This window comes from Lachnospira intestinalis (genome assembly GCF_040095895.1).
GTDB classification, from domain to species: Bacteria; Bacillota; Clostridia; order Lachnospirales; family Lachnospiraceae; genus Lachnospira; species Lachnospira intestinalis.
On record NZ_JBBMFS010000015.1, the window covers coordinates 1 to 25,247 of the forward strand.

At 42.3% G+C, this 25,247-nt stretch carries 23 protein-coding genes, 1 other RNA gene and 1 other annotated feature; of the genes, 4 read left to right on the forward strand and 20 right to left on the reverse strand.

The annotated features are described in order from the left end of the window. Window positions 1-44: 44 nt before the first annotated feature. From rlmD to WMO37_RS13280, 4 genes are all read right to left on the reverse strand, one after another. Entirely contained in the window at window positions 45-1,217 is a 1,173-nt protein-coding gene (gene rlmD, locus WMO37_RS13265) for a 23S rRNA (uracil(1939)-C(5))-methyltransferase RlmD (protein ID WP_349155240.1), read from the reverse strand. Window positions 1,218-1,489: 272 nt separating this feature from the next. Continuing rightward, window positions 1,490-1,843: a DNA-directed RNA polymerase subunit omega gene (gene rpoZ / locus WMO37_RS13270; RefSeq protein ID WP_022431229.1), complete on the reverse strand. Its 354-nt coding sequence runs from the start codon at window positions 1,841-1,843 to the stop codon at window positions 1,490-1,492. 3 nt (window positions 1,844-1,846) lie between these two features. After that, complete coding sequence (gene gmk, locus WMO37_RS13275; RefSeq protein ID WP_227089723.1) at window positions 1,847-2,482, reverse strand: guanylate kinase; 636 nt, start codon at window positions 2,480-2,482, stop codon at window positions 1,847-1,849. A gap of 66 nt (window positions 2,483-2,548) precedes the next feature. Beyond that, window positions 2,549-3,427, reverse strand: a complete 879-nt coding sequence (locus WMO37_RS13280) for a YicC/YloC family endoribonuclease (RefSeq protein ID WP_349155241.1) — start codon at window positions 3,425-3,427, stop codon at window positions 2,549-2,551. Between the two features lie 157 nt (window positions 3,428-3,584). Here WMO37_RS13280 and WMO37_RS13285 point away from each other — a divergent pair, with 157 nt between their 5' ends. Beyond that, a complete protein-coding gene (locus WMO37_RS13285; protein ID WP_349155242.1) occupies window positions 3,585-5,318 on the forward strand; it encodes an Rqc2 family fibronectin-binding protein in 1,734 nt (577 codons plus the stop codon). Here the strand turns inward: WMO37_RS13285 and WMO37_RS13290 are convergent. The 3 genes from WMO37_RS13290 to mtaB all read right to left on the reverse strand — a co-directional run bounded on the left by WMO37_RS13290 (window position 5,271) and on the right by mtaB (window position 9,509). Beyond that, a complete protein-coding gene (locus WMO37_RS13290; protein WP_349155243.1) occupies window positions 5,271-6,455 on the reverse strand; it encodes a hypothetical protein in 1,185 nt (394 codons plus the stop codon). The two genes, WMO37_RS13285 and WMO37_RS13290, sit on opposite strands and share 48 nt — an antisense overlap. 42 nt (window positions 6,456-6,497) lie before the next feature. Then, complete coding sequence (gene tyrS / locus WMO37_RS13295) at window positions 6,498-7,721, reverse strand: tyrosine--tRNA ligase (protein WP_022431234.1); 1,224 nt, start codon at window positions 7,719-7,721, stop codon at window positions 6,498-6,500. 126 nt (window positions 7,722-7,847) lie between these two features. Continuing rightward, window positions 7,848-8,100, reverse strand: a binding site (T-box leader). Window positions 8,101-8,180: 80 nt separating this feature from the next. Further along, entirely contained in the window at window positions 8,181-9,509 is a 1,329-nt protein-coding gene (mtaB, locus tag WMO37_RS13300; RefSeq protein WP_349155244.1) for a tRNA (N(6)-L-threonylcarbamoyladenosine(37)-C(2))-methylthiotransferase MtaB, read from the reverse strand. 100 nt (window positions 9,510-9,609) lie between these two features. Between mtaB and WMO37_RS13305 the strand changes: the two genes are divergently transcribed. Continuing rightward, complete coding sequence (locus tag WMO37_RS13305; protein ID WP_022431236.1) at window positions 9,610-9,843, forward strand: HPr family phosphocarrier protein; 234 nt, start codon at window positions 9,610-9,612, stop codon at window positions 9,841-9,843. 90 nt (window positions 9,844-9,933) lie between these two features. Here the strand turns inward: WMO37_RS13305 and thiI are convergent, their stop codons facing one another. Genes thiI through WMO37_RS13340 form a run of 7 tightly spaced genes read right to left on the reverse strand, consistent with a single transcriptional unit; the run spans window position 9,934 to window position 16,925 of the window. Next, window positions 9,934-11,115, reverse strand: a complete 1,182-nt coding sequence (thiI, locus tag WMO37_RS13310; RefSeq protein WP_496111651.1) for a tRNA uracil 4-sulfurtransferase ThiI — start codon at window positions 11,113-11,115, stop codon at window positions 9,934-9,936. A gap of 49 nt (window positions 11,116-11,164) precedes the next feature. Further along, on the reverse strand, window positions 11,165-12,322 hold the full coding sequence (locus WMO37_RS13315; protein ID WP_022431238.1) for a cysteine desulfurase family protein: 1,158 nt from the start codon (window positions 12,320-12,322) through the stop codon (window positions 11,165-11,167). 17 nt (window positions 12,323-12,339) lie between these two features. Then, window positions 12,340-13,077, reverse strand: coding sequence for a 16S rRNA (uracil(1498)-N(3))-methyltransferase (locus tag WMO37_RS13320; RefSeq protein ID WP_227089717.1), 738 nt, complete (start codon window positions 13,075-13,077; stop codon window positions 12,340-12,342). A gap of 39 nt (window positions 13,078-13,116) precedes the next feature. Next, entirely contained in the window at window positions 13,117-14,073 is a 957-nt protein-coding gene (gene prmA, locus WMO37_RS13325; protein WP_227089716.1) for a 50S ribosomal protein L11 methyltransferase, read from the reverse strand. 25 nt (window positions 14,074-14,098) lie between these two features. Then, window positions 14,099-15,493 (reverse strand): aminopeptidase, encoded by a 1,395-nt coding sequence (locus tag WMO37_RS13330; protein WP_227089715.1) that lies wholly within the window; start codon window positions 15,491-15,493, stop codon window positions 14,099-14,101. Window positions 15,494-15,521: 28 nt separating this feature from the next. Next, window positions 15,522-16,139, reverse strand: a complete 618-nt coding sequence (gene scpB, locus WMO37_RS13335; RefSeq protein ID WP_227089797.1) for an SMC-Scp complex subunit ScpB — start codon at window positions 16,137-16,139, stop codon at window positions 15,522-15,524. A gap of 9 nt (window positions 16,140-16,148) precedes the next feature. Next, entirely contained in the window at window positions 16,149-16,925 is a 777-nt protein-coding gene (locus WMO37_RS13340) for a segregation and condensation protein A (RefSeq protein ID WP_227089714.1), read from the reverse strand. 158 nt (window positions 16,926-17,083) lie between these two features. Between WMO37_RS13340 and WMO37_RS13345 the strand changes: the two genes are divergently transcribed. Further along, the gene (locus WMO37_RS13345) at window positions 17,084-17,935 is read left to right on the forward strand and encodes a YihY/virulence factor BrkB family protein (protein WP_227089713.1); all 852 of its coding nucleotides are present in this window, start codon (window positions 17,084-17,086) and stop codon (window positions 17,933-17,935) included. A 110-nt stretch (window positions 17,936-18,045) separates the two neighbouring features. Here WMO37_RS13345 and WMO37_RS13350 read toward each other — a convergent pair whose 3' ends face one another. From WMO37_RS13350 to bioB, 5 genes are all read right to left on the reverse strand, one after another. After that, window positions 18,046-20,322 carry a SpoIID/LytB domain-containing protein gene (locus tag WMO37_RS13350; protein ID WP_349155245.1) on the reverse strand — a complete coding sequence of 759 codons (2,277 nt, stop codon included), beginning with the start codon at window positions 20,320-20,322 and terminating at the stop codon, window positions 18,046-18,048. A 147-nt stretch (window positions 20,323-20,469) separates the two neighbouring features. Next, a non-coding RNA gene (gene ssrS, locus WMO37_RS13355) (6S RNA) lies at window positions 20,470-20,649 on the reverse strand. A gap of 102 nt (window positions 20,650-20,751) precedes the next feature. Beyond that, on the reverse strand, window positions 20,752-21,735 hold the full coding sequence (locus WMO37_RS13360; RefSeq protein ID WP_227089711.1) for a sigma-70 domain-containing protein: 984 nt from the start codon (window positions 21,733-21,735) through the stop codon (window positions 20,752-20,754). 80 nt (window positions 21,736-21,815) lie between these two features. Beyond that, the gene (locus WMO37_RS13365) at window positions 21,816-22,397 is read right to left on the reverse strand and encodes a biotin transporter BioY (RefSeq protein WP_022431247.1); all 582 of its coding nucleotides are present in this window, start codon (window positions 22,395-22,397) and stop codon (window positions 21,816-21,818) included. 21 nt (window positions 22,398-22,418) lie between these two features. After that, complete coding sequence (gene bioB / locus WMO37_RS13370) at window positions 22,419-23,393, reverse strand: biotin synthase BioB (protein WP_227089709.1); 975 nt, start codon at window positions 23,391-23,393, stop codon at window positions 22,419-22,421. 355 nt (window positions 23,394-23,748) lie between these two features. Here bioB and WMO37_RS13375 point away from each other — a divergent pair, with 355 nt between their 5' ends. After that, complete coding sequence (locus WMO37_RS13375; protein ID WP_022431249.1) at window positions 23,749-24,390, forward strand: RpiB/LacA/LacB family sugar-phosphate isomerase; 642 nt, start codon at window positions 23,749-23,751, stop codon at window positions 24,388-24,390. A gap of 158 nt (window positions 24,391-24,548) precedes the next feature. On the opposite strand, the gene WMO37_RS13380 is transcribed toward WMO37_RS13375, so the two are convergent. Beyond that, window positions 24,549-25,109 (reverse strand): biotin transporter BioY, encoded by a 561-nt coding sequence (locus tag WMO37_RS13380; protein ID WP_022431250.1) that lies wholly within the window; start codon window positions 25,107-25,109, stop codon window positions 24,549-24,551. Between the last annotated feature and the right edge of the window lie 138 nt (window positions 25,110-25,247).

Below are 25,247 nucleotides of genomic sequence, written 5' to 3' on the forward strand. Positions count from 1 at the left end.
AAACACACATCTATTTTATTCCCAAAATGGCGAAATCCTTTGATTTATTGGGCTTTTCTTGACAAAAGGCAGACTGTTTCCACATGAAAAGTATGTGGAAACATATCATACCCCTCACAAGCCTCAACCTTATAGCCGCCCTTTTGCAGTACGCGCACATCACGTACCTGTGTTTCCGGGTTGCAGGAAATGTAGACGATGCGTTTCGGCTTGATTTGCAGAAGGGATTGCAAAAACTCCGGGGTAGAGCCGCTTCTTGGCGGGTCCATGATGACAACGTCTGCCCTGCCGCCCTCGGCGTAGCGGACTAAAAAGTCACCGGCATCTTCATTGACAAACTGGATATTTTTAATGTGGTTTAAATCGGCATTAGTTTGTGCATCCTTGACCGCCTGCGGATTTAACTCTACGCCGATAACCTTTTTGGCATGGGAAGACAGCGCAATGCCAATCGTTCCAATGCCGCAGTACGCATCAATGACCACATCATTTTTTGTAATGCCGCCCAGCCTGATAGCCGTTTTGTACAGCTTTTCGGTCTGTGACGGATTAATTTGATAAAAAGATTCCGGGCTGATACGGAAGCGGCAGCCGCACAGCACGTCCTCAATATAACCTTTTCCGTATAAAACCTTATTGGCTTTGCCAAGAACCATGCTTGTAGAGTAATCGTTGATATTCTGCACAACGGTTGTAATATCCGGGTGTTTTTCAAGCAGTGCCTTGAGAAAATTATTTTTGGACGGAAATTTATTGTCGGCGGTCACCAAGACAACCATCATTTCTTTCGTGGAAAATCCGCGGCGGATTAAAATGTGGCGCATAAATCCACGGTGCGTATCTTCGTTGTACGGTACATATTTAAAGGAAGCAAACAGTTCGCGCAGTGTTGCAATAATGCTGTCAGCCTTCTGGTCTTCAATCATACAGACATCGACCGGGACAAGGCGGTGTGTGCCTTCCGCATAAGTTCCGGTCACAATGCCTTTCTGCTTGTCAAGACCGACAACGGCATGCACTTTGTTGCGGTAAAATGCAGGACGATACATACCGTGTACTTCTCCAACGGTGCAGATCCCTTCAAAAAGCTGTTTTAAATAGGCACTTTTTTTCTTTAATTCCTTTTCGTAAGGAATATCAACGTACTGACAGCCGCCGCACTGCTTACAGACAGAACAACTGATAGACTGATTTGATTCATTATATTTTCCGCTCATAGGACACAACTCCTTTTTATTTTATCTGAAATATTTAATATACAATTATAGTATAAAATGCGAACTAACGCCACTAATGACAATATTGGTGCTAAATCTGATTGCAATACCTATATTTGCCACTGACAATGCGCCGCCAATGAATAAAATAAAAGAAAGCCTGAGATACACTCACATATCGGAACATATCCCAGGCATCATTTAAAAATAATCCGCACCGTTTACAAAATATATAAAATATATATGCCACAGCGCATTATTTTATATTGGCTTTATTCATCTTCACTGATGTCGTTTGCGTTGTTTACAATCTTTACCTTGCCTTCGTAGAGTTCTTCTACGGCGATTGATAAAGGCTTCATGTTGCTTGACTTCGGAATAGTCGGCTCACCGAGCTTTAAACGGAATTCTTCGTCATCGGAAAGTACCGGTTCACTGACCTTATCTTTATCCTTTTCAGGCATTTTCAAAAGCTTTTCTTCAATGGCTCTGGAATCAATAATCTGCTTTGCACGGGTAGCAGCAGCCTTTACAATTGAATAGCGGCTCTGTACTAACGGCTGTTCGCCTTCTTCTACCTCGCTGTTGATAACGTTCATTAATTCTGAATACGATGGATGTATCATGGTTTATTCTCCTTTTGCATAGATTTTTAAGTCTTCTCTGATGTCTTCAATCAGAGTCAGGTTGTGGGAAGCTTTCATCTTCTCACTGGTAACAATTTCGTGGATACGCTGTGTACAGGCATCGACCGTATCATTGATAACAATATAGTCATACCCTTCAACGCCTTCCGCTTCCTGTGTCGCACGGGCAAGACGCGCTTTAATCGTGGCTTCGTCTTCTGTTCCCCTGCCACGCAGACGATTTTCAAGCTCTGCCGCAGTCGGCGGCATTAAAAACATCAGCACTGCATCAGGAAACATCTTTTTAATATTAAAAGCTCCCTGTATCTCAATTTCAAGGATGATATTCTTACCGGCTTCAAGCTGTTCTTCCACATAGCGGCGCGGTGTGCCGTAATAGTTGCCCACGTATTGCGCATATTCGATCAGTTCGCCTGTGGCAATCATCTTCTGGAATTCGGAAGTGGATTTGAAAAAATATTCCCTGCCGTCGGTTTCACCTTCTCTTGGCGCTCTTGTGGTTGCAGAAACAGATACCGCATATTCATCCGGATACGTCTTTAAAATGTTCTTTACAACCGTTCCTTTACCGGCTCCTGAGAATCCGGAAAGAACAATTAAAATTCCTCTGTTATTCATGGCAATCCCTCTATTTTCATTCGTACTCTTTATTATACATAAGTTTCCGAAAGCTGGCAAGCAGTTTTATTCAATATTCTGAATTTGTTCGCGTACCTTTTCGATTTCTGTTTTTAAATCAATCGCCTTATTTGAAATTTCAAGGTCATTTGCTTTGGATAAAATGGTGTTGGCTTCGCGGTTCATTTCCTGTGCGATAAAGTCCAGCTTGCGGCCGATACCGCCGTCTTCGTTCAAGCAGCTTTTTGCATGGACGATATGGCTTCTTAAACGGACAGTTTCTTCATCGACACAGATTTTATCCGCATATAAAATCACTTCCGCCGCCATCTTATTTTCATCAAACGGATTTTCTCCGAGAAGTTCTGTCACTTTCTGCTCTAATTTGCCGCGGTACTCTTTCATAATCTGCGGACTGCGTGCTTCGATAAAATCAACCAGCCCTGCCATATTATCAAGCTTATCAAGCAAATCTTTCTTTAAATGTTCCCCTTCGGTAATGCGGGCGGCAACAAACTGTTCACACGCGGCGCATACGGCTTTTTCAATAAAATGCCACAGTTCTTCTTCATCGACCTTGACTTCCTCTGTCGTAATGACCTCCGGATATCTTGAAAGTGCGGAAACCGTCATATCATTGTCAAGATGAAACTGTGATGCCATCTGTTCAAAAATATCCATATATTCTGCCGCAATGTCGCGGTTATATTTTAAATTGACATTGGTTTCGGAAAGGTCTTCATAGGTAATGAAAATGTCAATCTTTCCGCGTTGTGCATATTTTTTTAATAAATCACGGATACGCGCCTCAAAAATGTTTAATTTCTTTGGCATTTTGATACCCGCTTCCAAATATCTATGATTAACTGACTTCATTTCCACGGAAATCTTGCGTTTCCCCTCACTTATTTCACTGCGGCCAAAGCCAGTCATGCTCTTTATCATTGTGTCCTCCAATCCAAACTGATGTTTCGGTAGTTTTATTTTGATTATATCAATAACCAATGTATTATAGCAACTCCTGTGCAAAAGTACAAGACACCAGTTAAAAAATGTGCTATCATGGGACTACATAAAAAATAGATATAAAGGAATTAAAACAATGGCTTTAGATGGAATTGTAATTGCAAATATCAGACAGGAATTAGAGCAGACCTTACTTGGCGGCAGACTTTATAAAATCGCACAGCCGGAAACCGATGAACTGCTCTTTACGATTAAAACACCAAAACAGCAGTACAGGCTTGTCATTTCAGCCAATGCCAGCCTGCCGCTGATTTATCTTTCAGAAGAAAATAAACCGAGTCCGATGACGGCACCGAATTTCTGTATGCTTTTACGCAAGCATTTAAACAACGGCAGAATTATCTCGATTACACAGCCGGGACTGGAGCGAATCCTTGATTTTGAAATTGAACACTTAAATGATTTAGGTGATTTGTGCCGCAAGCACCTGATTGCCGAATTTATGGGAAAGCACAGCAACATCATTTTTTGTGATGACAAACAGAATATTTTAGACAGCATTAAGCACATTTCTTCACAGACAAGCTCCGTGCGCGAGGTGCTGCCGGGACGGACGTATTTTATCCCGCAGACCATGCATAAAAAGAATCCGCTGCAGACAAACGATGCCGAATTTGCAGAAGCTGTTTTTACAAAGCCGATGCCGCTTTCAAAGGCGGTTTACACCGGCTATACCGGTATCAGTCCTGCCGTTGCGGAGGAAATCTGCTATGAAGCTTCTGTTTCAAGCGAAAAACCGGCAAACTGTCTGGAGGAAAATGAGCAGCTTCACTTATACCACATTTTTTCGGACTGCATGGAACAGGTAAAAAGCGGTCAGTTTGCGCCGAATATTTTTTATGAAAACGGTGAACCAAAGGAATTTTCAGCGATTCCGATGGCGATGTATGCGGACTGTACGCCGTTTGATTCTATCAGTGCCCTGCTTCGAAGCTTTTATTCGGAAAAAGATAAATTTACGCGAATCCGCCAGAAATCTTCGGATTTGCGACGGATTGTATCAACAGCACTGGAGCGTTCCTATAAAAAGCTGGATATTCAGGAAAAGCAGTTAAAGGATACCGAAAAAAGAGAAAAATTCCGTGTATACGGCGAATTGATTAACACTTACGGCTACAATATCCCGGAGGGTGCAAAGTCTTTTACGGCATTAAATTATTACACCAACGAGGAGATTTCCATTCCGCTTGATCCGATGCTCACACCGTCTGAAAATGCCGTGAAATATTTTAACCGCTACAATAAGCTTAAACGTACATTTGAAGCAGATTCCAAGCTGATTGAGGAAACAAAAGCGGAAACACAGCATCTGGAATCTATTGCAACGGCACTTGATATTGCGGTCAATGAAGAAGACCTTGTCGAATTAAAAGAAGAACTGATTCAGGCAGGCTACATTCACCGAAAAGGCAAAGGTGGCAAAAAGGAAAAAGTGACGAGTAAACCGTTCCACTACATTTCTTCGGACGGCTTCGATATGTATGTCGGAAAGAATAATTTTCAGAATGATGAGCTTACCTTTAAATTTGCAAACGGCAATGACTGGTGGTTTCATGCAAAAAAAATGCCGGGTTCCCACGTTATCGTAAGAACCGGCGGCAAAGAACTGCCTGACCGCACCTTTGAAGAAGCGGCAAGTCTTGCGGCTTATTACTCCAAAGGACGCGACCAGGACAAGGTTGAAATTGATTATGTAATTAAGAAAGAGGTTAAAAAACCTGCTTCTGCCAAACCGGGATTTGTCGTTTATTACACGAATTACTCAATGATGGCTTCCACGGATATTTCCGCGATAAAGCAGGCCGATTAATCCGATGACATCTGCAGCGGCGGCGGTAATATACATTGCCGGAAGCCCCGCGGTAAATCCGCAGATAAGAATCCCTATTATACTGACTGCTGTGGCAATGCCGCAGACAGCCAGTATTTTTTTTGTACTGCCCTGCTCCTGCAAAATCATAACCACAAGGGCCATTAAAAAGACCATATCCAGAATGTAAACGAGCATATAAAGCGGATATGCACTTTCAATGACATCACACAGTTTTTCATCAAACGTCAGATACCCGAACAGCGGCGGCGCATTGAATAAATACACGATACTGCGCACGACACCGATAACCGTTAAAATGCCAGGCACAAGCCATGCAGAGCGTAATTTTTCAGGTAACGGCAGTTTGATTTTGGAAAGAACAATGATACCCAGTACGGCAAGGATCAGATACAATACATACGGATCGTCAAAAAACCATTTTCCTCCAAAATAATAACTTCGGATACACGCATAAGCCGAAGCCGTGTAAGTGTCCCCGCGCTGGCACAGCACGGAAATCAGTAATTCCCGCAAAAATTCAAAGATCACACTGCCCATAAGCACCGGAATAAATACGCTGTAGCAGGCGGCTTTACTGCTACTGCTGTACGCTTTCATTTTGTCAAGCCGTGTTCCCTTTACAATCACCAGGCAGAACACACCCAGTACGATTAAAAATACACCGGCCATCCAATGCAATCCCAATAAATGCTCCGGCGCTACGGTCTGTACGTCTTTTAAGTAAAAATGAACCACCATGCGGCGCAGTGCGGTATTTCCTTCAAAAATACTGCAAAGGACAATATATGCACCGGTGACAACAGCAGATGCAGAGCTTAATACCGCATAAATACCGGCACCTTTTAACTTAAAAAACATGGCGGCGGTTGTCAGAATCAGTCCGAAAACCGTGACTGCATATAAAATCCGGTAAAGGACATCCAGTCCTTTATAAAAATAAAGGCTGTAAATTGCGGCATCGACATTGCTTAATTGCAGTGTATTGTCGTTGATACCGTTTGCAATGCGCTGAAACAGTCCGCTCCCGGCACCGAAAATCAGAATCAGCGCCATCAGTGCCGAAGCACCGATGACGGTTAAAATCCTGACATAGATAATTTCTTCTTTTTTCATAAGGCACAATCCTTTCCATGAAAATCCTTAAAACGTTTATTTTTAAGAAATTGTCACCTTGCGGAAAGTCTTTTTACCTTTCTTTAAGACCGCACCTTCGCCTTCAAAAATGTCCTTTGCAAAAGAAGCATCAATTTCCGTTACTTTTTCACCGTTTACAGAGATACCGCCCTGCTGTACGGCACGTCTTGCTTCAGAACGTGAAGCAGCAAGTCCTGCCTGATGTACCAGTGTTATGACATCGACAACACCATCTTTGAAAGCATCTTCTGTTAAGACTGCGCCCGGCATATCTGCGGAATCGCCGCCGGTAAAGATTGCTTTGGCTGTGTTTTCGGCTTTCTTTGCTTCGTCTTCACCGTGAACCATTTTTGTCAGTTCAAATGCAAGAATTTCTTTTGCCTTATTTAACTGTGCGCCTTCCCATGAATCCATTGCATCAATTTCTTCAAGCGGAAGGAATGTCAGCATACGGATACATTTTAATACATCGGCATCGGCAACATTTCTCCAGTACTGGTAGAATTCGTACGGAGATGTCTTTTCAGGGTCGAGCCATACGGCACCGGACTGTGTCTTACCCATTTTCTTGCCTTCCGAATTTAAAAGCAGGGTAATGGTCATGGCACTTGCATCCTTGCCTAATTTTCTACGGATTAATTCTGTACCGCCGAGCATATTGCTCCACTGGTCATCACCGCCAAACTGTAAATTACAGCCGTATTTCTGGTATAACATGTAAAAGTCGTAAGACTGCATAATCATGTAATTAAATTCAAGGAAGCTTAAGCCCTTTTCCATTCTCTGCTTGTAGCACTCTGCACGCAGCATATTATTGACAGAAAAGCATGCGCCGACTTCGCGGAGCAGCTCGACATAATTTAACTTTAACAACCAGTCTGCGTTGTTGACAAGAAGTGCTTTATCGTCTGAGAAATCAATAAAACGGCTCATCTGCTTCTTAAAACATTCGCAGTTGTGTTCAATCTGCTCGGTTGTAAGCATTTTTCTCATATCGGAACGTCCTGACGGGTCACCAATCATGGCTGTACCGCCGCCAACGAGTGCAATCGGCTTATTGCCTGCCATCTGAAGACGCTTCATTAAGCACAGTGCCATAAAGTGTCCGACATGAAGGCTGTCTGCCGTTGGGTCAAATCCGATATAAAAGGTTGCTTTTCCGTTGTTGATTAAGTCTTTGATAACGTCTTCATCTGTTACCTGGGCAATCAGTCCTCTTGCCACTAATTCATCATATAATGTCATAAAATCCTCCGTTTCCGCAGACACCCTGTCTTACCTGTGCGCACTTGCAAATCATTTAGATTTACGGCAAGGGCGGGTGCGGTGTCTGCATTTAAAATTCTAATAAAAAAAGCTTCCGCCCTTATTTAAAAGGACGAAAGCTGATGCTTACGTGTTACCACCTTTATTCATAAACAGCTCACACTGCTTATCTTATGAAGTACAAATATACTCCGGGTACGATAACGTGTACCAATCCGTCACTGCCTACTTGGGTACTTTCCTGTTCGGAGTGCTGCTCTGGAATGTATTCATATCTGCTTCCGGTCTGCGCCTCTCACCTGCCGGCTGCTCTCTGTTGCTTTTCACAGATACTACTTGTTTCCTTCATTGCTTTGTGAAATATATAATTATGGGTCTGATTATAATATATCATTTTATAAAATGCAAGCACTTTTAATATGGAAATTTTTACCGGGATTAAGAAAGTTCGCCGATAATATACAGTTCATCTTCTGTTATCTGCTTACAGTTTACGTTGACAATGGTATTGACGGCGGCTTCTGTCATCCGGTCACTCACCGGAACTAGCACGCGGATATAATTTTTCGTATATCCTGCCATGTAGTCTGTGCCGTTGTAAGTCATCTTTTCTTCGATTAAAACCTGCATCGTCTGACCAAGACTTTCTTTGCGGTATGCCGCAGACATTTCCTTTTCAAGTGCTAAAAGGCATCCACTTCGCTGTGTCTTAATCTTTTCATCGACCTGACCGTCCATTTTATCGGCAACCGTGCCTTTTCTTCTCGAATATTTGAAAACGTGCATTTCATAAAAATGAATCCGTTTTACAAAATCATAGGTCGTTTCAAATTCTTCTTCCGTTTCCTGCGGGAAGCCCACAATAACATCGGTTGTAATCGCCGGATTGTTAAAATATTTACGAAGGATACGACAGCCTTCTTCATATTCGGCAGTTGTATATTTGCGGTTCATGCGCTTTAAAACGCTGTCACAGCCGCTTTGCAGGGAAAGATGAAAATGCGGGCATACTTTTTCCATGGCGGCGAGTGCCGATACAAATTCTTCCGTCACAACACGCGGCTCTAATGAACCCAGACGGATTCGCTTCACACCTTCGATTTCATGAATCCGTGAAATAACTTCTAACAGACTGCCCTTCTGATTATCCACGCCATAGGAAGTCAGGTGGATTCCGGTCAGCACGATTTCCTGATAACCGTTGTCCGCAAGGCGGTGTACTTCCTTTAAAATGTCGTCTAGTTCGCGGCTGCGGATTCTGCCGCGGGTATAAGGAATAATGCAGTAAGAACAAAACTGGTTACAGCCGTCCTGAATTTTAATATAGGCTCTGGTATGTTCACTGACCTTATCAATTTCCAGTTCCTCATAAGGCTGTTTTACCGATAAATCCAGTACACTGATATGGGATTCATGGTCAGCGGCATAATTTTCAAGGGCTTCTACAATATTAATTTTACAGTTATTGCCAAGTACAAGGTCTACCGCTTCATCTTTCTGTACGCCTTCACTGTCGGACTGTACATAACAGCCTGCGGCAACGACAATGGCATCCGGGTTCATCTTCTTTGCCTTGTGAAGCATCTGACGGGATTTGCGGTCGGCAATATTCGTTACGGAACAGGTGTTGATAATATACACGTCTGCCGGAACATTTTCATCAAACGGAACAATGGAATAACCTGCGGCGCGAAGCATCTGTTCCATAGATTCCGCTTCATAAGAATTGACCTTACAGCCCAGGTTATGAATTGCAACTTTTTTCAATTTTTCTGCTCCTGTCTTTTATTTTTGTATTGACATAATTTTACCAAATAGATATTATAACTAATAGAGTAAATATTATTTGGTAGGAGGTATTTTCGCAATGAAAACCGTAAAAATTTCGTTAAATTCTATCGACAAAGTAAAGTCTTTTGTAAATGACATTACAAAATTTGATGTAGACTTCGATCTTGTATCAGGCAGATACGTTATTGATGCAAAATCTATCATGGGTATTTTCAGTCTGGACTTATCAAAGCCAATCGACTTAAATATTCATGCCGATTCTGATGTCGATACAATTCTTGCTGTATTAAAGCCATACATGGCAAACTAATTACAGTTTTACATAGTGATTTTAATAAAAATAAAAACTGCCGCTCAAAGCTTCTGCCTTGCCGCGGCAGTTTTTATTTTGTAAAAAATCTTATTCAATGCGGATTTTTTCGGTTGTTTCAATGGCTGTCTTAAACAGTTCGTCAATACAGTCATCTAAGTTATGTTCATCACGCTGGATAATATTTAAGTTCGGCTTTGTAACCGGGTGCTTTGCCACGAAAATCGTACAGCAGTCTTCAAACGGCTGGATAGAGGTTTCGTATGTACCGATTTTTTCCGATAAATCAATGATTTCCTGCTTATCAAATCCGATAACCGGACGGAATACCGGCATCGTACATACTTCGTTGGTGCAGTACAGACTGTGCATGGTCTGGCTGGCTACCTGACCGATACTCTCTCCCGTAACAAGTCCCAGACAGCCGCTTTCTTTACCGAGTTCTTCGGCAATGCGCATCATGTATCTTCTCATGATGATTGTCAGTTCGTCATGCGGGCATTTCTCGTAAATGGCAAGCTGGATATCGGTAAAGTTAACAACATTTAATGTAATCGGACCGGAATATTTTGCAACCAGCTTTGCAAGGTCAATAACCTTCTGCTTTGCCCGCTCGCTCGTATATGGCGGTGCATGAAAATACGTTGCTTCCAGTTCGACACCGCGCTTTGCAACCATGTATCCGGCAACCGGGCTGTCGATACCGCCCGAAAGCAGTAACATTGCTTTTCCGGCTGTGCCGACCGGCATACCGCCCGGACCCGGAATTTCTGTTGAATAAATATTAATCTTATTACGGATTTCAATCTGAAGTAAAACATCCGGATTATGTACGTCAACGCTTAATTCAGGAAATGCGTCTAATAATCTTCCGCCCATTTCCATGTTGATTTCCATGGAATCCATCGGGTAATTCTTTCTTGCACGTCTGGCATTGACCTTAAAAGAAAAATGCTTATCCGGGTATGCGGAGTCGAAATACTTAATAACAGTATCGGCAAGGTCATCAAATCCGTTGTCTTCAATCTGTACAACCGGGCAGATGCCGATAATACCGAATACGGTCTTTAAGGCTTCTACGGCTTCATCAAAATCAAAATCGCTGACAGCCGTTGCATAGATACGTCCGTTTTCTTTGGTTACTTCAAATTCGCCGTCTGTTTTCTTTAAGGCATAGCGAATCTGTCTTACAAGGGCGTCTTCAAAAAGATAACGGTTCTTTCCTTTGACACCGATTTCTCCGTATTTAATCAAAAATGCTTTGTACATAATTCTCCATTCCGGGAACACTTGTGTTCCCTGCACCTGTCATTATTTTGTTTTAGTGTCTTGTATATTTACGCAGTACCGGAAGCAGTTCTTTTAAAGCTTCCAGTGTCATATCCAGTTCTTCCTTTGTTGTTTCAAAGCTGAAACTGAAACGGATTGTGGAATCCAGCAAATCCGGGTCTAAGTGGATTGCAACCAGTGTGTTGCTTAATCCCGGTTTATTGGACGAGCAGGCAGAACCGGAGGATACGTAAATCTTCCTATCTTCCAGCGCGTGTAATAAAACTTCCGCGCGGACACCGCGAAATGATGCACTGACGATATGCGGTGCGGATTCCCGTCCCATACAGCCGTTGATTGTCACGTCTGGAAGCTTTTGCAGTTCTTCGATAAAATAACTGCGCAAATCATACATTTTCTGTATTTTTTCATCGAAGGCGCTGTTATAAATCAGTCCTGCGGCAACGCCCAGTCCTGCGATTCCCGGTACATTTTCCGTACCGGAACGCATGGCTTTCTGCTGTCCGCCGCCTAAAATAATGGGCTTTATCTTTGTTTTTTCTTTCACATACAAAAATCCGGTGCCTTTCGGTCCGTGGATTTTGTGTCCGCTGACAGACAGTAAATCAATATTTAACTTTTTCGGAACAATTTTAAATTTTCCATATGCCTGAATGGCATCTACATGATATACAATTTCAGGATTGAACTGCTTGACAATCTGACCGATTTCTTCAATGGGTTCAACCGTTCCGATTTCGTTGTTGGCATACATTACCGATACAAGAATCGTTTCCGAATCGAGCGCTTCACGCAGGGCATCTATGGATACTCTGCCCTGTGCATCAACCGGAAGGTAGGTTACGCGAAAGCCCTGCTCCTCCAGAAAGTTAAACGGCTCTTTGACGGAAGAATGTTCCACGCTTGATACGATAACGTGATTCCCGCGGCGCTTGTTTGCCATAGCTGTTCCGATAATTGCCATATTGTTGGATTCCGTTCCGCCGGACGTAAAAACCAATTCTTTTTCCTGACATTTCAGGCTTCTGGCAATCGTGGCGGCGGCCTGTTTGATATACTGTTCGGCATCGACACCTTTCATATGCTTAGAGGACGGATTGCCATAATCGTCCTGCATTGCTTTTACAACCGTTTCAACAACTTCTCTGGCACATTTCGTTGTTGCGGAGTTGTCTAAATATGCTTCCATGATTTTCTCCCATGTGATTATTGTTCTAAATGATACATCAGGACGGATAACAGCATCATGCCGGCGGTTTCTGTCCGCAGAATGCGTTTTCCGAGTGTGATGATTTCACAGCCTGCTTCTTTTGCAAGCTCTAATTCGTCCAAATCAAAGCCACCCTCCGGACCGATAAAAACAGCGATGTCCTGACCCGGGGTAATATTTTCAATAAGCCGTTTGGTCTTTTCCATGCCGTCTGCACATTCATACGGCAGTAACTTTATCTGACAGTTTTCTGCCATTTTCACTGCCTGTGCAAAGGTTACAACATCGGATACCTGAGGCAGGATACTGCGTTTACTCTGCTTTGCCGCGCTTTCTGCAATGGCATTCCAGCGTTTGACTTTCGATTCGGCTTTTTTGGCATCGAGTTTGACAACACTCCGCTTCATGGCAACCGGAATTACTTCAAAAGCGCCAAGTTCAACAGCTTTCTGAATGACCAGTTCCATTTTATCTGCTTTGGGAAGTCCCTGAAACAGATAGATTTTGGAAGCCAGTTCCCTGCCGCGCTCGTCAACCGAGTCAATGTCCGCACGGATATGCTCTTCGTCAATCTGTGCGATATGGCAGGTGTAGTCAATATTATCGCCACTGCTGATTAACAAGGAATCTCCTGTTTTTAAGCGCAGTACATTTTTAATATGATTCACGTCCGAACCTACAATATCAATATAGGTGTCATGAATATGCTCATGCTCTGAAAAAAAATGATACATTTCCTCTCCGTTCCGAGAACATTTTTCTCTGAATCCTGCTTATCTGCGGCGGGCAGTTACGTTGACCCATTCGCCGTCATGATTTACTTCTACAATTTCAAGTTCAGGGTTCTTTTTAAAAGCGTCAACGACTTCCTGCTCTTTGGTGTTGATAATACCGGAAGTGATAAAATATGCGCCGTGCTTCATATGCTGTGTAATTTCTGCAGAAAGCGGCTCTAATACATCGGCTAAAATGTTGGCACATACAATGTCGTAACATTCGTATCCGCATTTGTCCTGAACCGCCTTGTCGTCAATGATATTTCCTTCAATGACTTCCAGCTGTGCGGCAGAAATGTCGTTCTGCTCTGCATTTTCATGGGAAGCAATAATCGCATTCGGGTCAAGGTCTGTACCAAATGCATGCTTTGCGCCGTATTTTAAAGCAACAACGGATAAAATACCACTGCCACAGCCGACATCAAGGACTTCTTCACCGCCCTTGATATATTTCTGAAGCTGGCGGATCACCATACGGGTCGTTTCGTGAGAACCCGTACCGAATGCCGTACCCGGATCAATGCTTAAAACCGCATGTCCTTTCATTTCTTCTGTTAACGGCTCCCATGTCGGTTTGATATATAAATCACCGATGGTAAAGGTATGCCAATACTGCTTCCAGTTGTTAATCCAGTCCTTATCTTCTGTCTGGGATTCGGAAATTGTTCCTGCACCGACATTGCAGAACAGGCGCAGTTCTTCCAGACCGTCCTTGACCTTGTCCATAATTGTATTGTCGTCTTCATCGGAGTCAATATAGAAATTGACTTTTGCACTGCCGTCATCCGGCGGTAAATCCGGGATAAAATCGACAAACATCGTCTTTGCTTCTTCCTGTGTCAGCTGTACATTATCTTCAATTTCGATTCCTTCAATGCCCAGTTCTCCGAGCATACTGCTGATAAAATCAACAGCTTCGGTTGTTGTCTGGATTGAGTATTTATTCCACTTCATTTGTTTTCTCCATTCATATAAACATTTACATATGCAGGAAAGCTTCGTAACCTCTGTAGGTTTCGTAAAGGTCTGCCTTGCTGATAACTTCAAACGGTGCGTGCATGTTCTGTACGGCAACACCGCTGTCAACGACATTCATGCCATAATTGCCCATGATATAAGCAATGGTTCCGCCGCCGCCTGCATCGACCTTGCCAAGTTCTGAAGTCTGATAGGTAACATTGGCATCATCCATAACCTTTCTTAATGCGGCAAGGTATTCTGCCGAAGCGTCATTAGAACCGCTCTTTCCGCGAGCGCCGGTATATTTCATAAAGACCATGCCATTTCCGAAGAAGGACGTATTTTTCTTTTCGCTGACACTTGCGTAGTTCGGGTCAAATGCCGCATTGACATCAGATGAGAGCATATTGGAAGCGGTCAGTGCGCGGCGCAGCTTTAATTCAGAATACTGTCCCATGCGTTCCATAACTTCTGCTGTCATATTTTCAAAGAAACGGGAGTGCATACCGGTTGCACCGACACTGCCGATTTCTTCTTTGTCGACAAGTACGCATACACCTGTTTTGTCCAGATTATCTGCATTTAACAGGGCGGCTAAGGAAGGATAAGCGCAGACTTTATCGTCATGGCCGTAACCCATAATCATGCTTCTGTCGATACCGTAATCTCTTGCAGGACCGGCAGGAACAGCTTCAAGCTCGGCAGAGATAAAATCTTCTTCTTCAATGCCGTATTTTTCCTTTAACAGCGCAAGAATATTTTTCTTAACGGCTTCCTTTGCATCTTTTCCGTCTTCTTCTTTTTCATAAGACGGCATACTGCCGACAAGAATATCTAAATTTTCACCTTCAATAACTTTGTCGGCCTTTTTGCTCATCTGTTCACCGGCAAGATGAATCAGCAAATCCGATACGCCGACAACCGGGTCAGAAGCATCTTCACCAATGCAGACTTCCACGACACTGCCGTCTTTTAAAGCAACTACGCCGTGTAAGGCAAGCGGAAGTGCAACCCACTGATATTTTTTAATGCCGCCATAGTAGTGCGTATCCATTAATACCAGTTCAGAATCTTCATATAACGGCACCTGCTTAATATCAAGGCGTGGGGAGTCGATATGTGCGCCTAAAATGTTCATGCCCTTTTCTAACGGTTCTTTTCCGATGTGGTATAATACAACGGCTTTTTCCTTATTAACCGCATATACTTTATCACCGGCTGACAGTGTCTCATTTTTGGCAATGACATCCTGTAAATCACGGTAGCCCCGTTCTTTTGCAAGCCGTACTGCCTCTTTTACACATTCACGTTCTGTTTTACAGCAGGAAATGAACTGTCTGTACGCTTCAGAAAAATCAAAAACTGTTTTTAAATCCTCTTTGCCATATTTTTTCCATGCGTTTTTTCTTTCCATAATGATTGACTTCCTTTCTAAAATCTTTTTATATATCGAGTGTAATCTGTTCCGATTCGTCCGCTGCCTGCTCCTGTGCCTGCCGTTCATCAGCTTCGACTTCCATCTCAACCTCATCCTTGAACTGCTCTACTAAATCTTCACTGATGACAGGAAGCTCATCAATCGACTGTACACCGAATACTCTTAAAAATTCTTCTGTTGTACCGAAAAGCATTGGGCGTCCCGGTGCATCAAGCCTGCCAAGTTCTTTGGCAAGTCCGAATTCAACCAGCTTGTTTACAGCATGGTCACTGCTCACACCACGGATTTTTTCAATCTCCATTTTGGTAATAGGCTGTTTATAAGCGATAATCGAGAGCGTTTCCAAAAGCACATCGGACAATGCATATTTTCGCGGCTGGCTGGCAACTTTAATCAGATTTTCATAATATTCCTGTTTGGTGCATAACTGAAATGCATTCTCCAGTTCAATGATTTTAATGCCGCGGTCTTCCGCTTCGTATTTATCCATCATATTATGTACAATTTTTCTGGTGGTATCCTCATCGTGGTCAATGGCAGCGGCAAGTTTTGATACCTCCACCGATTCTCCCATTGTAAACAGCACCGCTTCAATCGCGGCTTCTGCCTGTTTTAACTCCATTTCCATTTTTTATTCCTCTTCAATATCTTCAATTAAATCCGGGTCTTTTACAACCGTGATTTCGATGTCTGCCATCGTATTTTCCTGCTGTACCGTGACAAAACCTGTTTTAATCAATTCCAGTATGACAAGAAATGTTACAATCACCGAAACTTTTGACGAATTTTTACTTAACATCTGACGGAAGCTGAACTGCTTATGTTCTTTTAAATAAGAACGTACCTGCACCAGTTTTTCTGACATACTGACTTCTTCTTTTTCGATTTTTCCGAATTTGCTCCGGATTGGGTCAATCTTTTCTTCCTGACGCTTTAAAACGTCCTGAAAAATCTGATTGAGCCGGTGCAGTGTTAAATCTCCGATAAGCTCCTCTAAATTGACAGGCGGGCGGTATGCGGCGACTTCTTTTGGAACGGTTGGTTCTTTATAAAAGGCGCGCTCCGCATCAATCTGCCGGTCCTTTAATTCATACGACATATATTTGAAAAGCTTGTACTCCAGCAGTTTTTCAACAAGTTCGGCTCTCGGATCTTCCTCAACACCTTCTTCGTTGACTTCTTTTGGCAGAAGCATTTTAGATTTAATATCCAGAAGGGTCGCTGCCATGACTAAAAATTCACTGACAACGTTTAAATCCTCTTTGTCCATCTGATTGACGTATTCCATGTACTGTTCCGTAATCATTGCAATCGGAATATCATAAATGTTTACTTTGTTTTTATCAATCAGGTGTAGTAAAAGGTCTAATGGTCCCTCGAACACCTGTAATTTTACATTAATTCCCATTATTTTTCCCACTTCTGCGTATACTAATTTTAACCGTACTTTATATTGTAACGAAAACCTGCAACAAATGCAATATTTTTATCTTTATCTTATCCGAAAAATAGTTTATAATAATAAAATCACCGTAAAGAAAGGGTCATTTTATGAGAATTATCTTTATGATTCAGGAAATTGCGCGCAAGCTGACAAAGGATAATCTTACCGGCTATGCGGCACAGTCCTGTTTTTACATTATATTAAGCATTTTCCCGTGTCTTTTGCTGCTGATGAGCTTGTTTAAGTTCCTTCCGCTGACAGAAGATGCCCTTTTACTGATGCTCAAAGGTGTAATTCCTGTCCAGCTGGAACCATTTCTGGTTTCCATTATTGAAGATTTATATGATAATTCATCGGCAGCATTAACATCCATTACTACGGTTGCAACCATTTGGGCGGCAGGAAAAGGCTTTCTTGCAATCATGCAGGAATTAAATATTATTTACGATACCCAAAAGAAACGAAACTGGCTGTTACAGCGGCTGATGTCTACGGTCTATACAATTGCACTGCTGGTTTTAATTATTGCGACCCTGCTGCTGCTGGTCTTTGGCAACCAGCTGATCGGATTGATTGAAGTTTTTATTCCTCGGCTTGCAGTGATTTTATCGGCAATATTAAATAACCGTATGATTTTATTTCCGTCATTTATGATTCTGCTGTTTTTGCTGATGTATTTATTTATTCCAACAAGAAAGTCCAGCATTACAAAGGAATTTCCGGGAGCGGTTTTCTCGGCAGTCGGCTGGTACGGATTTTCCTACTGCTATTCGCTCTACGTTGCACATTCACCGAATTTTTCATATATGTACGGCAGTCTGACAACATTGATTTTTGCACTGGTGTGGATTTATGTATGTATGCTGATTCTGTTTTTTGGTGCGGAATTAAATACACTGATTGCCAGTCAGACACTCCGCCCGCTTCTGCCGAAGTTTTCACGGAAAAAGAAAAAAGAAGCGGAAAGAAAATAAGACTTGTTAAAAAAATAACAAATTAAAAACAAAAAGCCGCAGAAGGCAGTTGACTTCATTTTCACCGGTCAGGGTGAAAACAAGAAATCAAAATGCTTTCTGCGGTTGTTTTATTTTTGTTCGATTGCCGTTCCCGGATAGAAAAACTGTAAAATCTGCTGATAATTCATTGCGTCTTTTACCATTTCATTGACTGCATTCTGGCTCATGCCGATGCCGTGTCCGTATCCGCCGCCGATAATGCGGTAACCGCTTAAAGAGCCTTTCTCGTATACCGGTTTAAAGATACAGAAGGTACTCGGAAGCGATGCCATTTTTGTCGTTCCGGTATTGGTCGTCATTTCTGCATCTGTCATACCGAATAACCCGCGGATACAGGATTCGCTGTCAATGCGCACCGTTGCCGCACTGCCGCAGACAGTCACACTTTTTACCGCACCACCCGCCGCCCGTTCATTAACGGTAACAGATGTAATCGTACCGATGTCCGTTATTTTCTGTGACTGGAAACTGCCGTCTGCCTGCTGTGTCAGAATTTTTGACGGAGCTGACAGATATTTTTCATACAGCTTTGCGTTAAAACTGTTGGAAAGTGCTGTAATATCTGCCTGTAATTCCCAGCGGTAAAGCGCATATCCGGCATCGTAATCATTTTCATCTTTTGACGTAATAAAAGCTTCAAAAGCGGCTTCATCCGTCAAATCCAGTTCCTTTTGTGAACGGCTGACAAAGCGGCTTACAAAATACGGATAAGACGATGAATCTGAACCCCAGATGCTGACATCCGTCGTTGCACCACAGGAGGTCGAATAATAATAAGTCTGCACGACTTCACCATTATAGGTCAGAATCTGTCCGCGCGTATTCTGAATGGCTTCATTGGAAGATGACTGCTCCGATGTATTGTTGTATACCTGATACATCGTGGAATCATCCACATGCGCACCGTATTCACTGTAAGCACCGTTTTCCAGATGTTTGTAAGCATAGCTTCTGGCACAAACGGCCTGCACCTTTAAGGCTTCTACGGCAAAGCTTGCAGGCATTTCACTTGGTACAACACGCTTCAGATAGGATTCGACCGGCACATCATTGACAATCACAATGCCGTCATCTGCAGCCGCCAGTTCGATACTGCCCTCATAAGACGGCACACCCTGACTGCGCATCACCGACAAAATAGAGATTTCACCGCCGTTATCCGGTGTGACGGTCACTCGTCCCTGTAAAAGCAGTTCATTATCCGGTGTCAGCTCAAAGACGTCCCCCGCGTTGTAGCGTGTCTGTTGTTCATTTGTACTGACCATAAAGCTTTTAGAACACGTCAGCCGTACATTTTCATGGAAAATGCTTTTAAACCCGGTATTTTTCAAAATAACGCGGATATTCTGCACATTCAGCGGTTTAGAGATAACCGCACCGCAGATTTTGCCTTCTGCAACGATAAAATCCTGTAAGGAATAACCCACAATAATATCCTGATAGGTCTTTACGGCAAAGCCGTTGTAAATGTCATAAATCATAAACGCATCGTCTAATGCGACTTTTCCGTAGCCCTGCACTTCCACATAGTCTTTTGTGACGGCCTGTACCATGCCGGTAATTGTATCGGTTTTGGTATTAATCTGTGTGACACTGCCGTTTTCCACCTTTAAATCAGCAAGTACATTTTCAACAGGCGCTGTCAGTCCCGGAATTTTAAAAATGCGGTCCGCGCCGTAAACGTTGGTTTCAACCGTGGTATCCGTACTGGATTTAATCCAGATGTTTTTATATTCTACCTCGTTTTCCACAGTATCTTCAACTGCAAGAATTTCTTTGCCGCAGGTATACATTGTTACTGTCTTATCAATCTTATCGTCCAGCACAATTCCTGTAAAACGGTAGGTGCCTTTGGTGGTGTAGGCTTCCCACTCCCCCGCCTGTTTAAGCGTTGCGGGCGTGCCTGCAATCCCCGCCTGTATTTTAACAACCTGTTCACCGTTTTTCATATAAGGAAGCAGCTGCATAAATACGTCTAAAAATTCCTGTTTTGTCATCGCTTTCGCACTGTTTTGAAGTTCTGCAAGAACCGTTTCCGGCACTTCCAGTTTCTTTGCCAGTGCATATGTATCCTTAAAACGCACCGCTGCCTGCGGCTTTTTAATTTTAAGCAGACCGGCTTCGCTGACAGCATTGACATAACCGGAATACCAGTATTTACCGGTGTCATCCGTTCCGGACGTCTTAAAATCCGTTGCGGCATAAGCAAGCATTTTAGAAGCTTCTGCCATGGTAAAGATATCTGTACTTTTCTTTTTTGTAAAAAGAACTGCCGCTAAAATAAGAAAAATACAAAGAAACAGTCCTGCCATTATCCAAATTCGTTTTCGCTTTTTTAAAATCACACCCGTCCCCTTCTATACTGATTTGTATGAACCGAATAAACGCTATTCATGATTTTATGCGGTTATAAATTAAGATATAAATGAAAAAAACTTCCTTTTATCATCATTATGCGGATAAAAAGAAGTTTGTCTGTACTTTGTCAATTAAACATTCCCAAAATGCCGTTGCCTGCGTTTTCGACTCCTAGCTTAGCTAGGTGGGTTACCGCATTCATTCCGCTGCCTTCCACTGACTAAGGAGGCTTGACATTGAAAATGAAGATATAGGAGTCCCGTGCGAATAATGTAGGATCAAAATAAACAGGCTGGCGAACACCCCAGGAAATGCCCTATTCAATTGTATCTCGTTTTCGTTAAACGTATTATACAACAATCTTTGTCTTTACACAATATCTTATGTAAAATTTCATATTTTATTCTTAAATGTTGTTACTGGAAGCTGATTTTTCCAACCGGTTTATTTGGAACATCTGCCTTTGTATCTGCCTGCGGCATGGTTTTTACATAATCAATGTCTTCTATTGCTTCTGCCGATAAGCGGATTGCTTCCGTTACCTGTTCTGGGGAAATGCCCATTTTATCAGCAACCTCCTGAATGGTCGGTTTGCGTTCCAGTTCATTTCTTAAACGTTTTGCCCAATCGTTGACAAGATTGACCTTTCCTAGCACTCTGCCCGCGACCTGATTGGATTCTTTCTGTTCATCAATCATCATTTCAAGACTGCCCTCAACCAGTTCACGGACTTCTTTTTCAATGCCGTGAAGGACTTCGAGCAAATCCTGCGTATTTCCTTCTTTAATCTTATCTTTCCATTCGTAATTGTTTGCCCACTGCTTCTGGCCGATATAGGACAGCATTGCCAGATTACCTTCCTGCACCAGATCGCAGGCAAGCACACCTTTGCCGCGGTACGGGGTAATCCATTCGGTAACTTTGCCTAAAAAAGACTGCGATAAAAGTTCCAGTGAATTTTTATCATTATCTTCAACAATATTCATTAACAGAAATGCAAGACTGGTATCGGAAAGCATATCCACCTGCTTTAAATCTTCCAGATACAGCTGTAAATATTTCTCATCTTCTGCATAGTCGAGTGATTCCTCAAGCTGCTTTGCGCCCGCCTGTTCTTCCTGTTTGGTTTCCTCGGCTTCCTGCTTCTGGATTTCTTCCGCTTCCGCGGTTTCCATCATTTTTAAAAATTCATTATCTTCGGAAGCTGCGCCTTTGATTTTAATATTATTTGCCATCAGATAGCCGTAAACCATCTGTAGTTTACCGTCATCTAAATCTAAATCTTTAAAATAACTGAGTACATCGTCTTTAGTAATAAAGCCACCATTGACTTTGGCATATTCTTTTAAGCCGTTCATGGCTTCCATAAATGCCGCCTGTGTATCATTTTGTGCTGACATAAGTCCCTCCTGCAATTTGCTTGGACTATTATATAATGAATTTTATAAAATGACAATGGTTTAAATACGAATGCATACGCTTAAATTGAAGAATTATTCACGCTGTATTCTACAAGTCCGCTGACTGCCAGCCGCTTACGCACAGCCGGACCGACTGCCGCAACGAGGATTGTTTTTATTAAATCTCCCAGTAAAAACGGAACAACACCGCCCATTAAAGCTGCCTTAAAAGAAAGCCCTGCAACATACGCATACCAGATTGTACCAAATGCCGCGCTGACTGCTTTGCCGAGCCACATTCCCGCAAAAGCAATTACAGGCTTGTTATACCAGCGGTCAATAAAGAAGCCGCTGACCATTGCCATAAAAATGAAACCGACAAGGTATCCGCCGGTCGGACCGGCAAGCTTTTGCACTCCGGATGAAAAATTAGAAAATACCGGTACACCGCACATTCCGATTAAAAGATAAATCAGATAACTGATAACAGTGCGTCTGGTTCCTGCTACATATAAAATGAAATAGATTGCCAGATTGGTCAGTGAAATCGGTACCAGTGTAAACGGCAGCCGGATTGACAGCGGCCCCATCACACAAATAATTGCTGCCATCAGTCCGATGATTACCATGTCTTTTGTTTTTTGAGCATTGATTTTATTCATTTTCTTCTCCCGTTCTATAAATTATTTTTCAGTTGGTTTCTTTTTCAAAATATATCCTTTTTCCTCTAAAATGTTTCTGTCCTGCTCCATACTGCTTCCACCGGTTGTCAGAAGATTTCCGGTCAGTGCGGCATTGATACCGGACAAAAACAGTTCCCCGCCGCCATCTTTAAAATAATTCCTGCCTGCAGCAATCCGCACATCTGCTTTCGGATTGATATAACGCAGTATGGCGACGGTTCTTAATATATCTTCCTGCGTCATCGGCTCAAGTTCTCCAAACGGTGTGCCTTTTACAGGAATTAAGATATTAATCGGGATGGAACGGATACCCAGTTCTGCGAGCGTAAATGCCATGCTAAGACGGTCTTTCCATGTTTCACCCATGCCGACAATGCCGCCGGTACAAAGCTCTAAGCCCGCTTCCTGAATCCGCTTAATTTCATGGATTTTATCTTCAAAGCTGTGTGTTGTACAGACATTCGGAAAATTTTCCTCGGACGTTTCAATATTTTCATGATACATTGAAACACCGGCTTCTTTTAACTGTTTTAATTTTTCTTCCGATACAAAACCGTGGGATGCACACAAAATCATATCCGGAAATTCCTCATGCATTTTTTTGTACGCATGAAGTGCTTTTTCAAAATCTTCATCTTTAATGGCGCGTCCCGCCGTTACGATGCAGTAGCGGTCTACCCCCTGCTCCCATGCTTCGCGGCAGCCGGATAAAATGGCTTCTTCATCAATAAAATCTCCTGCCTGACAGGCGGTGTGATGATGTGCGGACTGTGAGCAGAATTTACAGTTTTCACTGCATGCACCGCTTTTTCCGTTGATAATTGCACACAAATCCGCGCGTGTTCCACATAAATTTTTACGGATATAATCCGCACCTTCACACAATTCATTAATATCCGCTTCCAGTAAAAACGAACAATCTTCTTCCCTTGTCAGCCGTCTTCCGCCGACAATTTCTTTTGCAAGTTCTAACATACTAATCTCCATTTCTGAGCAACTTGTTACGAAACGGCGATGAAAAATTTGCGCATGCATTTTCTCATCTGCCATAATAGCACTTTATTTTTGCTCATAAACAAAGTGCTGTGTAAAAAATCAGCACATCAGTGTGTTTTTTTACACGATCTCCGTTTTGTTGTAAATTGTGAACCTCTTAAAAAATTAAGTTTACAACTAATTTAATACCTGCACCGTTAAATGTCAACATAAAAATCTGCAAAGTTAACACTTGTTGTTACAAATTTCACATACATTGACAAATCTCTCATAATTGCTTATAGTTAATTTAATTGCAATATTGCAAAATAAAGAAAGATGAGGTTTTAAAATCATGAGAATTGCATTGATTAATGAAAACAGCCAGGCTGCAAAAAATGAAATGGTTTATAACACTTTAAAGAAGGTTGCAGAAAGCAAGGGACATACAGTTGATAATTACGGTATGTATGCTGCTGACGATGCTGCACAGCTGACATATGTACAGAACGGTATTTTAGCTGCTCTTTTAATTAACAGCGGTGCTGCTGATTTCGTTGTAACAGGCTGCGGTACAGGTGAAGGCGCCATGCTTGCATTAAATTCATTCCCGGGTGTTCTGTGCGGACATGTTGTAGACCCTTCAGATGCATATATGTTTATGCAGATTAATGACGGTAATGCCATTTCACTCCCATTTGCAAAGGGCTTTGGCTGGGGTGCTGAATTAAATCTTACATACATTTTTGAAAAATTATTTGAAGGCGAACCGGGCGGCGGTTATCCAAAGGAAAGAGTTGTTCCGGAACAGAGAAATAAGAAGATTCTTGATGGAGTAAGAAAGGTTGCTTTCAAAGACAGCTTAATCGACATTTTAAAGAACCTTGATCAGGATCTTGTAAAGGGTGCTGTTGCCGGTGAAAAATTCCAGGAATTATTCTTTGCAAACTGCAAGAATCAGGAAATTGCAGATTATGTAAAGACACTGCTTGCATAGTAGATTTTGTATAATTTCATCTGAAATTGTGCGATAATATAAATGCATAAAAAGCTGCCCCGCGCTTTCCGTCCGTAGAGGACATTGAAAGTGCGGGGTTTTATTAATTCTTATTAATTATTCATTTATCATATTGATTTATCAAAAAATTTTAGCGGTTATGCTACTGCTGTTTTAATAAATCCGGCATGTACCAGTATTTTATGAAGCTGTCTGCCAAGCATGACACCGGCAATCAGTTTTATACAGTCACCGATAATAAACGGAAAAACACACGCTGCCATAGTCTGCATAAATGTCGTGTGCATGATATACATAAACCACAATGTTCCAAACAGATAATCAACGGCTGTTCCGATAAACCAGCCAATCAGTGTTGGAATCAGTTTTCTGTGTGATACTTCCATCACAATTCCACCAATCAGTGCCATTGCAATAAAGCCAATCAGATATCCGCCTGTCGGTCCGGCAAGTTTGCCAAGTCCACCGGCATAGCCGGAAAAAACTGGAAGACCGACCATTCCCAGAAGCAGATACAGACAGTAACTAATGGTTCCCTGTGCGGTACCAAGCACCCCGACTGCAATATAAATAACCAGATTGGTCAGCGTAATCGGAACCGGCCCAATCGGCACGGCAAGCGGCCCTGCAATACACATGACGGCTGCCATCAGTGCCATGAAAATTAATTGTGTTAAAGAAAATTTTTTCTTCTGCATTGTTTTATCCTTCTTTTTGTCCTATAAATTGAACGGACAGTCCTTTGTTTACGATGCCTGCTGTCTGTTCTTTTATTAGTTTACAATTTGAAAGAAGAATTGTCAACCTATATTTAAAATTAGTTTACAACGTGCATT

Bases quoted from the DNA above. Each gene is read 5' to 3' on its own strand.
- rlmD (WP_349155240.1), bottom strand. From the start codon at position 1,217: ATGAGCGGAAAATATAATGAATCAAATCAGTCTATCAGTTGTTCTGTC.
- rpoZ (WP_022431229.1), bottom strand. From the start codon at position 1,843: ATGATACATCCATCGTATTCAGAATTAATGAACGTTATCAACAGCGAG.
- gmk (WP_227089723.1), bottom strand. From the start codon at position 2,482: ATGAATAACAGAGGAATTTTAATTGTTCTTTCCGGATTCTCAGGAGCC.
- WMO37_RS13280 (WP_349155241.1), bottom strand. From the start codon at position 3,427: ATGATAAAGAGCATGACTGGCTTTGGCCGCAGTGAAATAAGTGAGGGG.
- WMO37_RS13285 (WP_349155242.1), top strand. From the start codon at position 3,585: ATGGCTTTAGATGGAATTGTAATTGCAAATATCAGACAGGAATTAGAG.
- WMO37_RS13290 (WP_349155243.1), bottom strand. From the start codon at position 6,455: ATGAAAAAAGAAGAAATTATCTATGTCAGGATTTTAACCGTCATCGGT.
- tyrS (WP_022431234.1), bottom strand. From the start codon at position 7,721: ATGACATTATATGATGAATTAGTGGCAAGAGGACTGATTGCCCAGGTA.
- WMO37_RS13305 (WP_022431236.1), top strand. From the start codon at position 9,610: ATGAAAACCGTAAAAATTTCGTTAAATTCTATCGACAAAGTAAAGTCT.
- WMO37_RS13315 (WP_022431238.1), bottom strand. From the start codon at position 12,322: ATGGAAGCATATTTAGACAACTCCGCAACAACGAAATGTGCCAGAGAA.
- WMO37_RS13320 (WP_227089717.1), bottom strand. From the start codon at position 13,077: ATGTATCATTTTTTTTCAGAGCATGAGCATATTCATGACACCTATATT.
- prmA (WP_227089716.1), bottom strand. From the start codon at position 14,073: ATGAAGTGGAATAAATACTCAATCCAGACAACAACCGAAGCTGTTGAT.
- WMO37_RS13330 (WP_227089715.1), bottom strand. From the start codon at position 15,493: ATGGAAAGAAAAAACGCATGGAAAAAATATGGCAAAGAGGATTTAAAA.
- scpB (WP_227089797.1), bottom strand. From the start codon at position 16,139: ATGGAGTTAAAACAGGCAGAAGCCGCGATTGAAGCGGTGCTGTTTACA.
- WMO37_RS13340 (WP_227089714.1), bottom strand. From the start codon at position 16,925: ATGGGAATTAATGTAAAATTACAGGTGTTCGAGGGACCATTAGACCTT.
- WMO37_RS13345 (WP_227089713.1), top strand. From the start codon at position 17,084: ATGATTCAGGAAATTGCGCGCAAGCTGACAAAGGATAATCTTACCGGC.
- WMO37_RS13360 (WP_227089711.1), bottom strand. From the start codon at position 21,735: ATGTCAGCACAAAATGATACACAGGCGGCATTTATGGAAGCCATGAAC.
- WMO37_RS13365 (WP_022431247.1), bottom strand. From the start codon at position 22,397: ATGAATAAAATCAATGCTCAAAAAACAAAAGACATGGTAATCATCGGA.
- bioB (WP_227089709.1), bottom strand. From the start codon at position 23,393: ATGTTAGAACTTGCAAAAGAAATTGTCGGCGGAAGACGGCTGACAAGG.
- WMO37_RS13375 (WP_022431249.1), top strand. From the start codon at position 23,749: ATGAGAATTGCATTGATTAATGAAAACAGCCAGGCTGCAAAAAATGAA.
- WMO37_RS13380 (WP_022431250.1), bottom strand. From the start codon at position 25,109: ATGCAGAAGAAAAAATTTTCTTTAACACAATTAATTTTCATGGCACTG.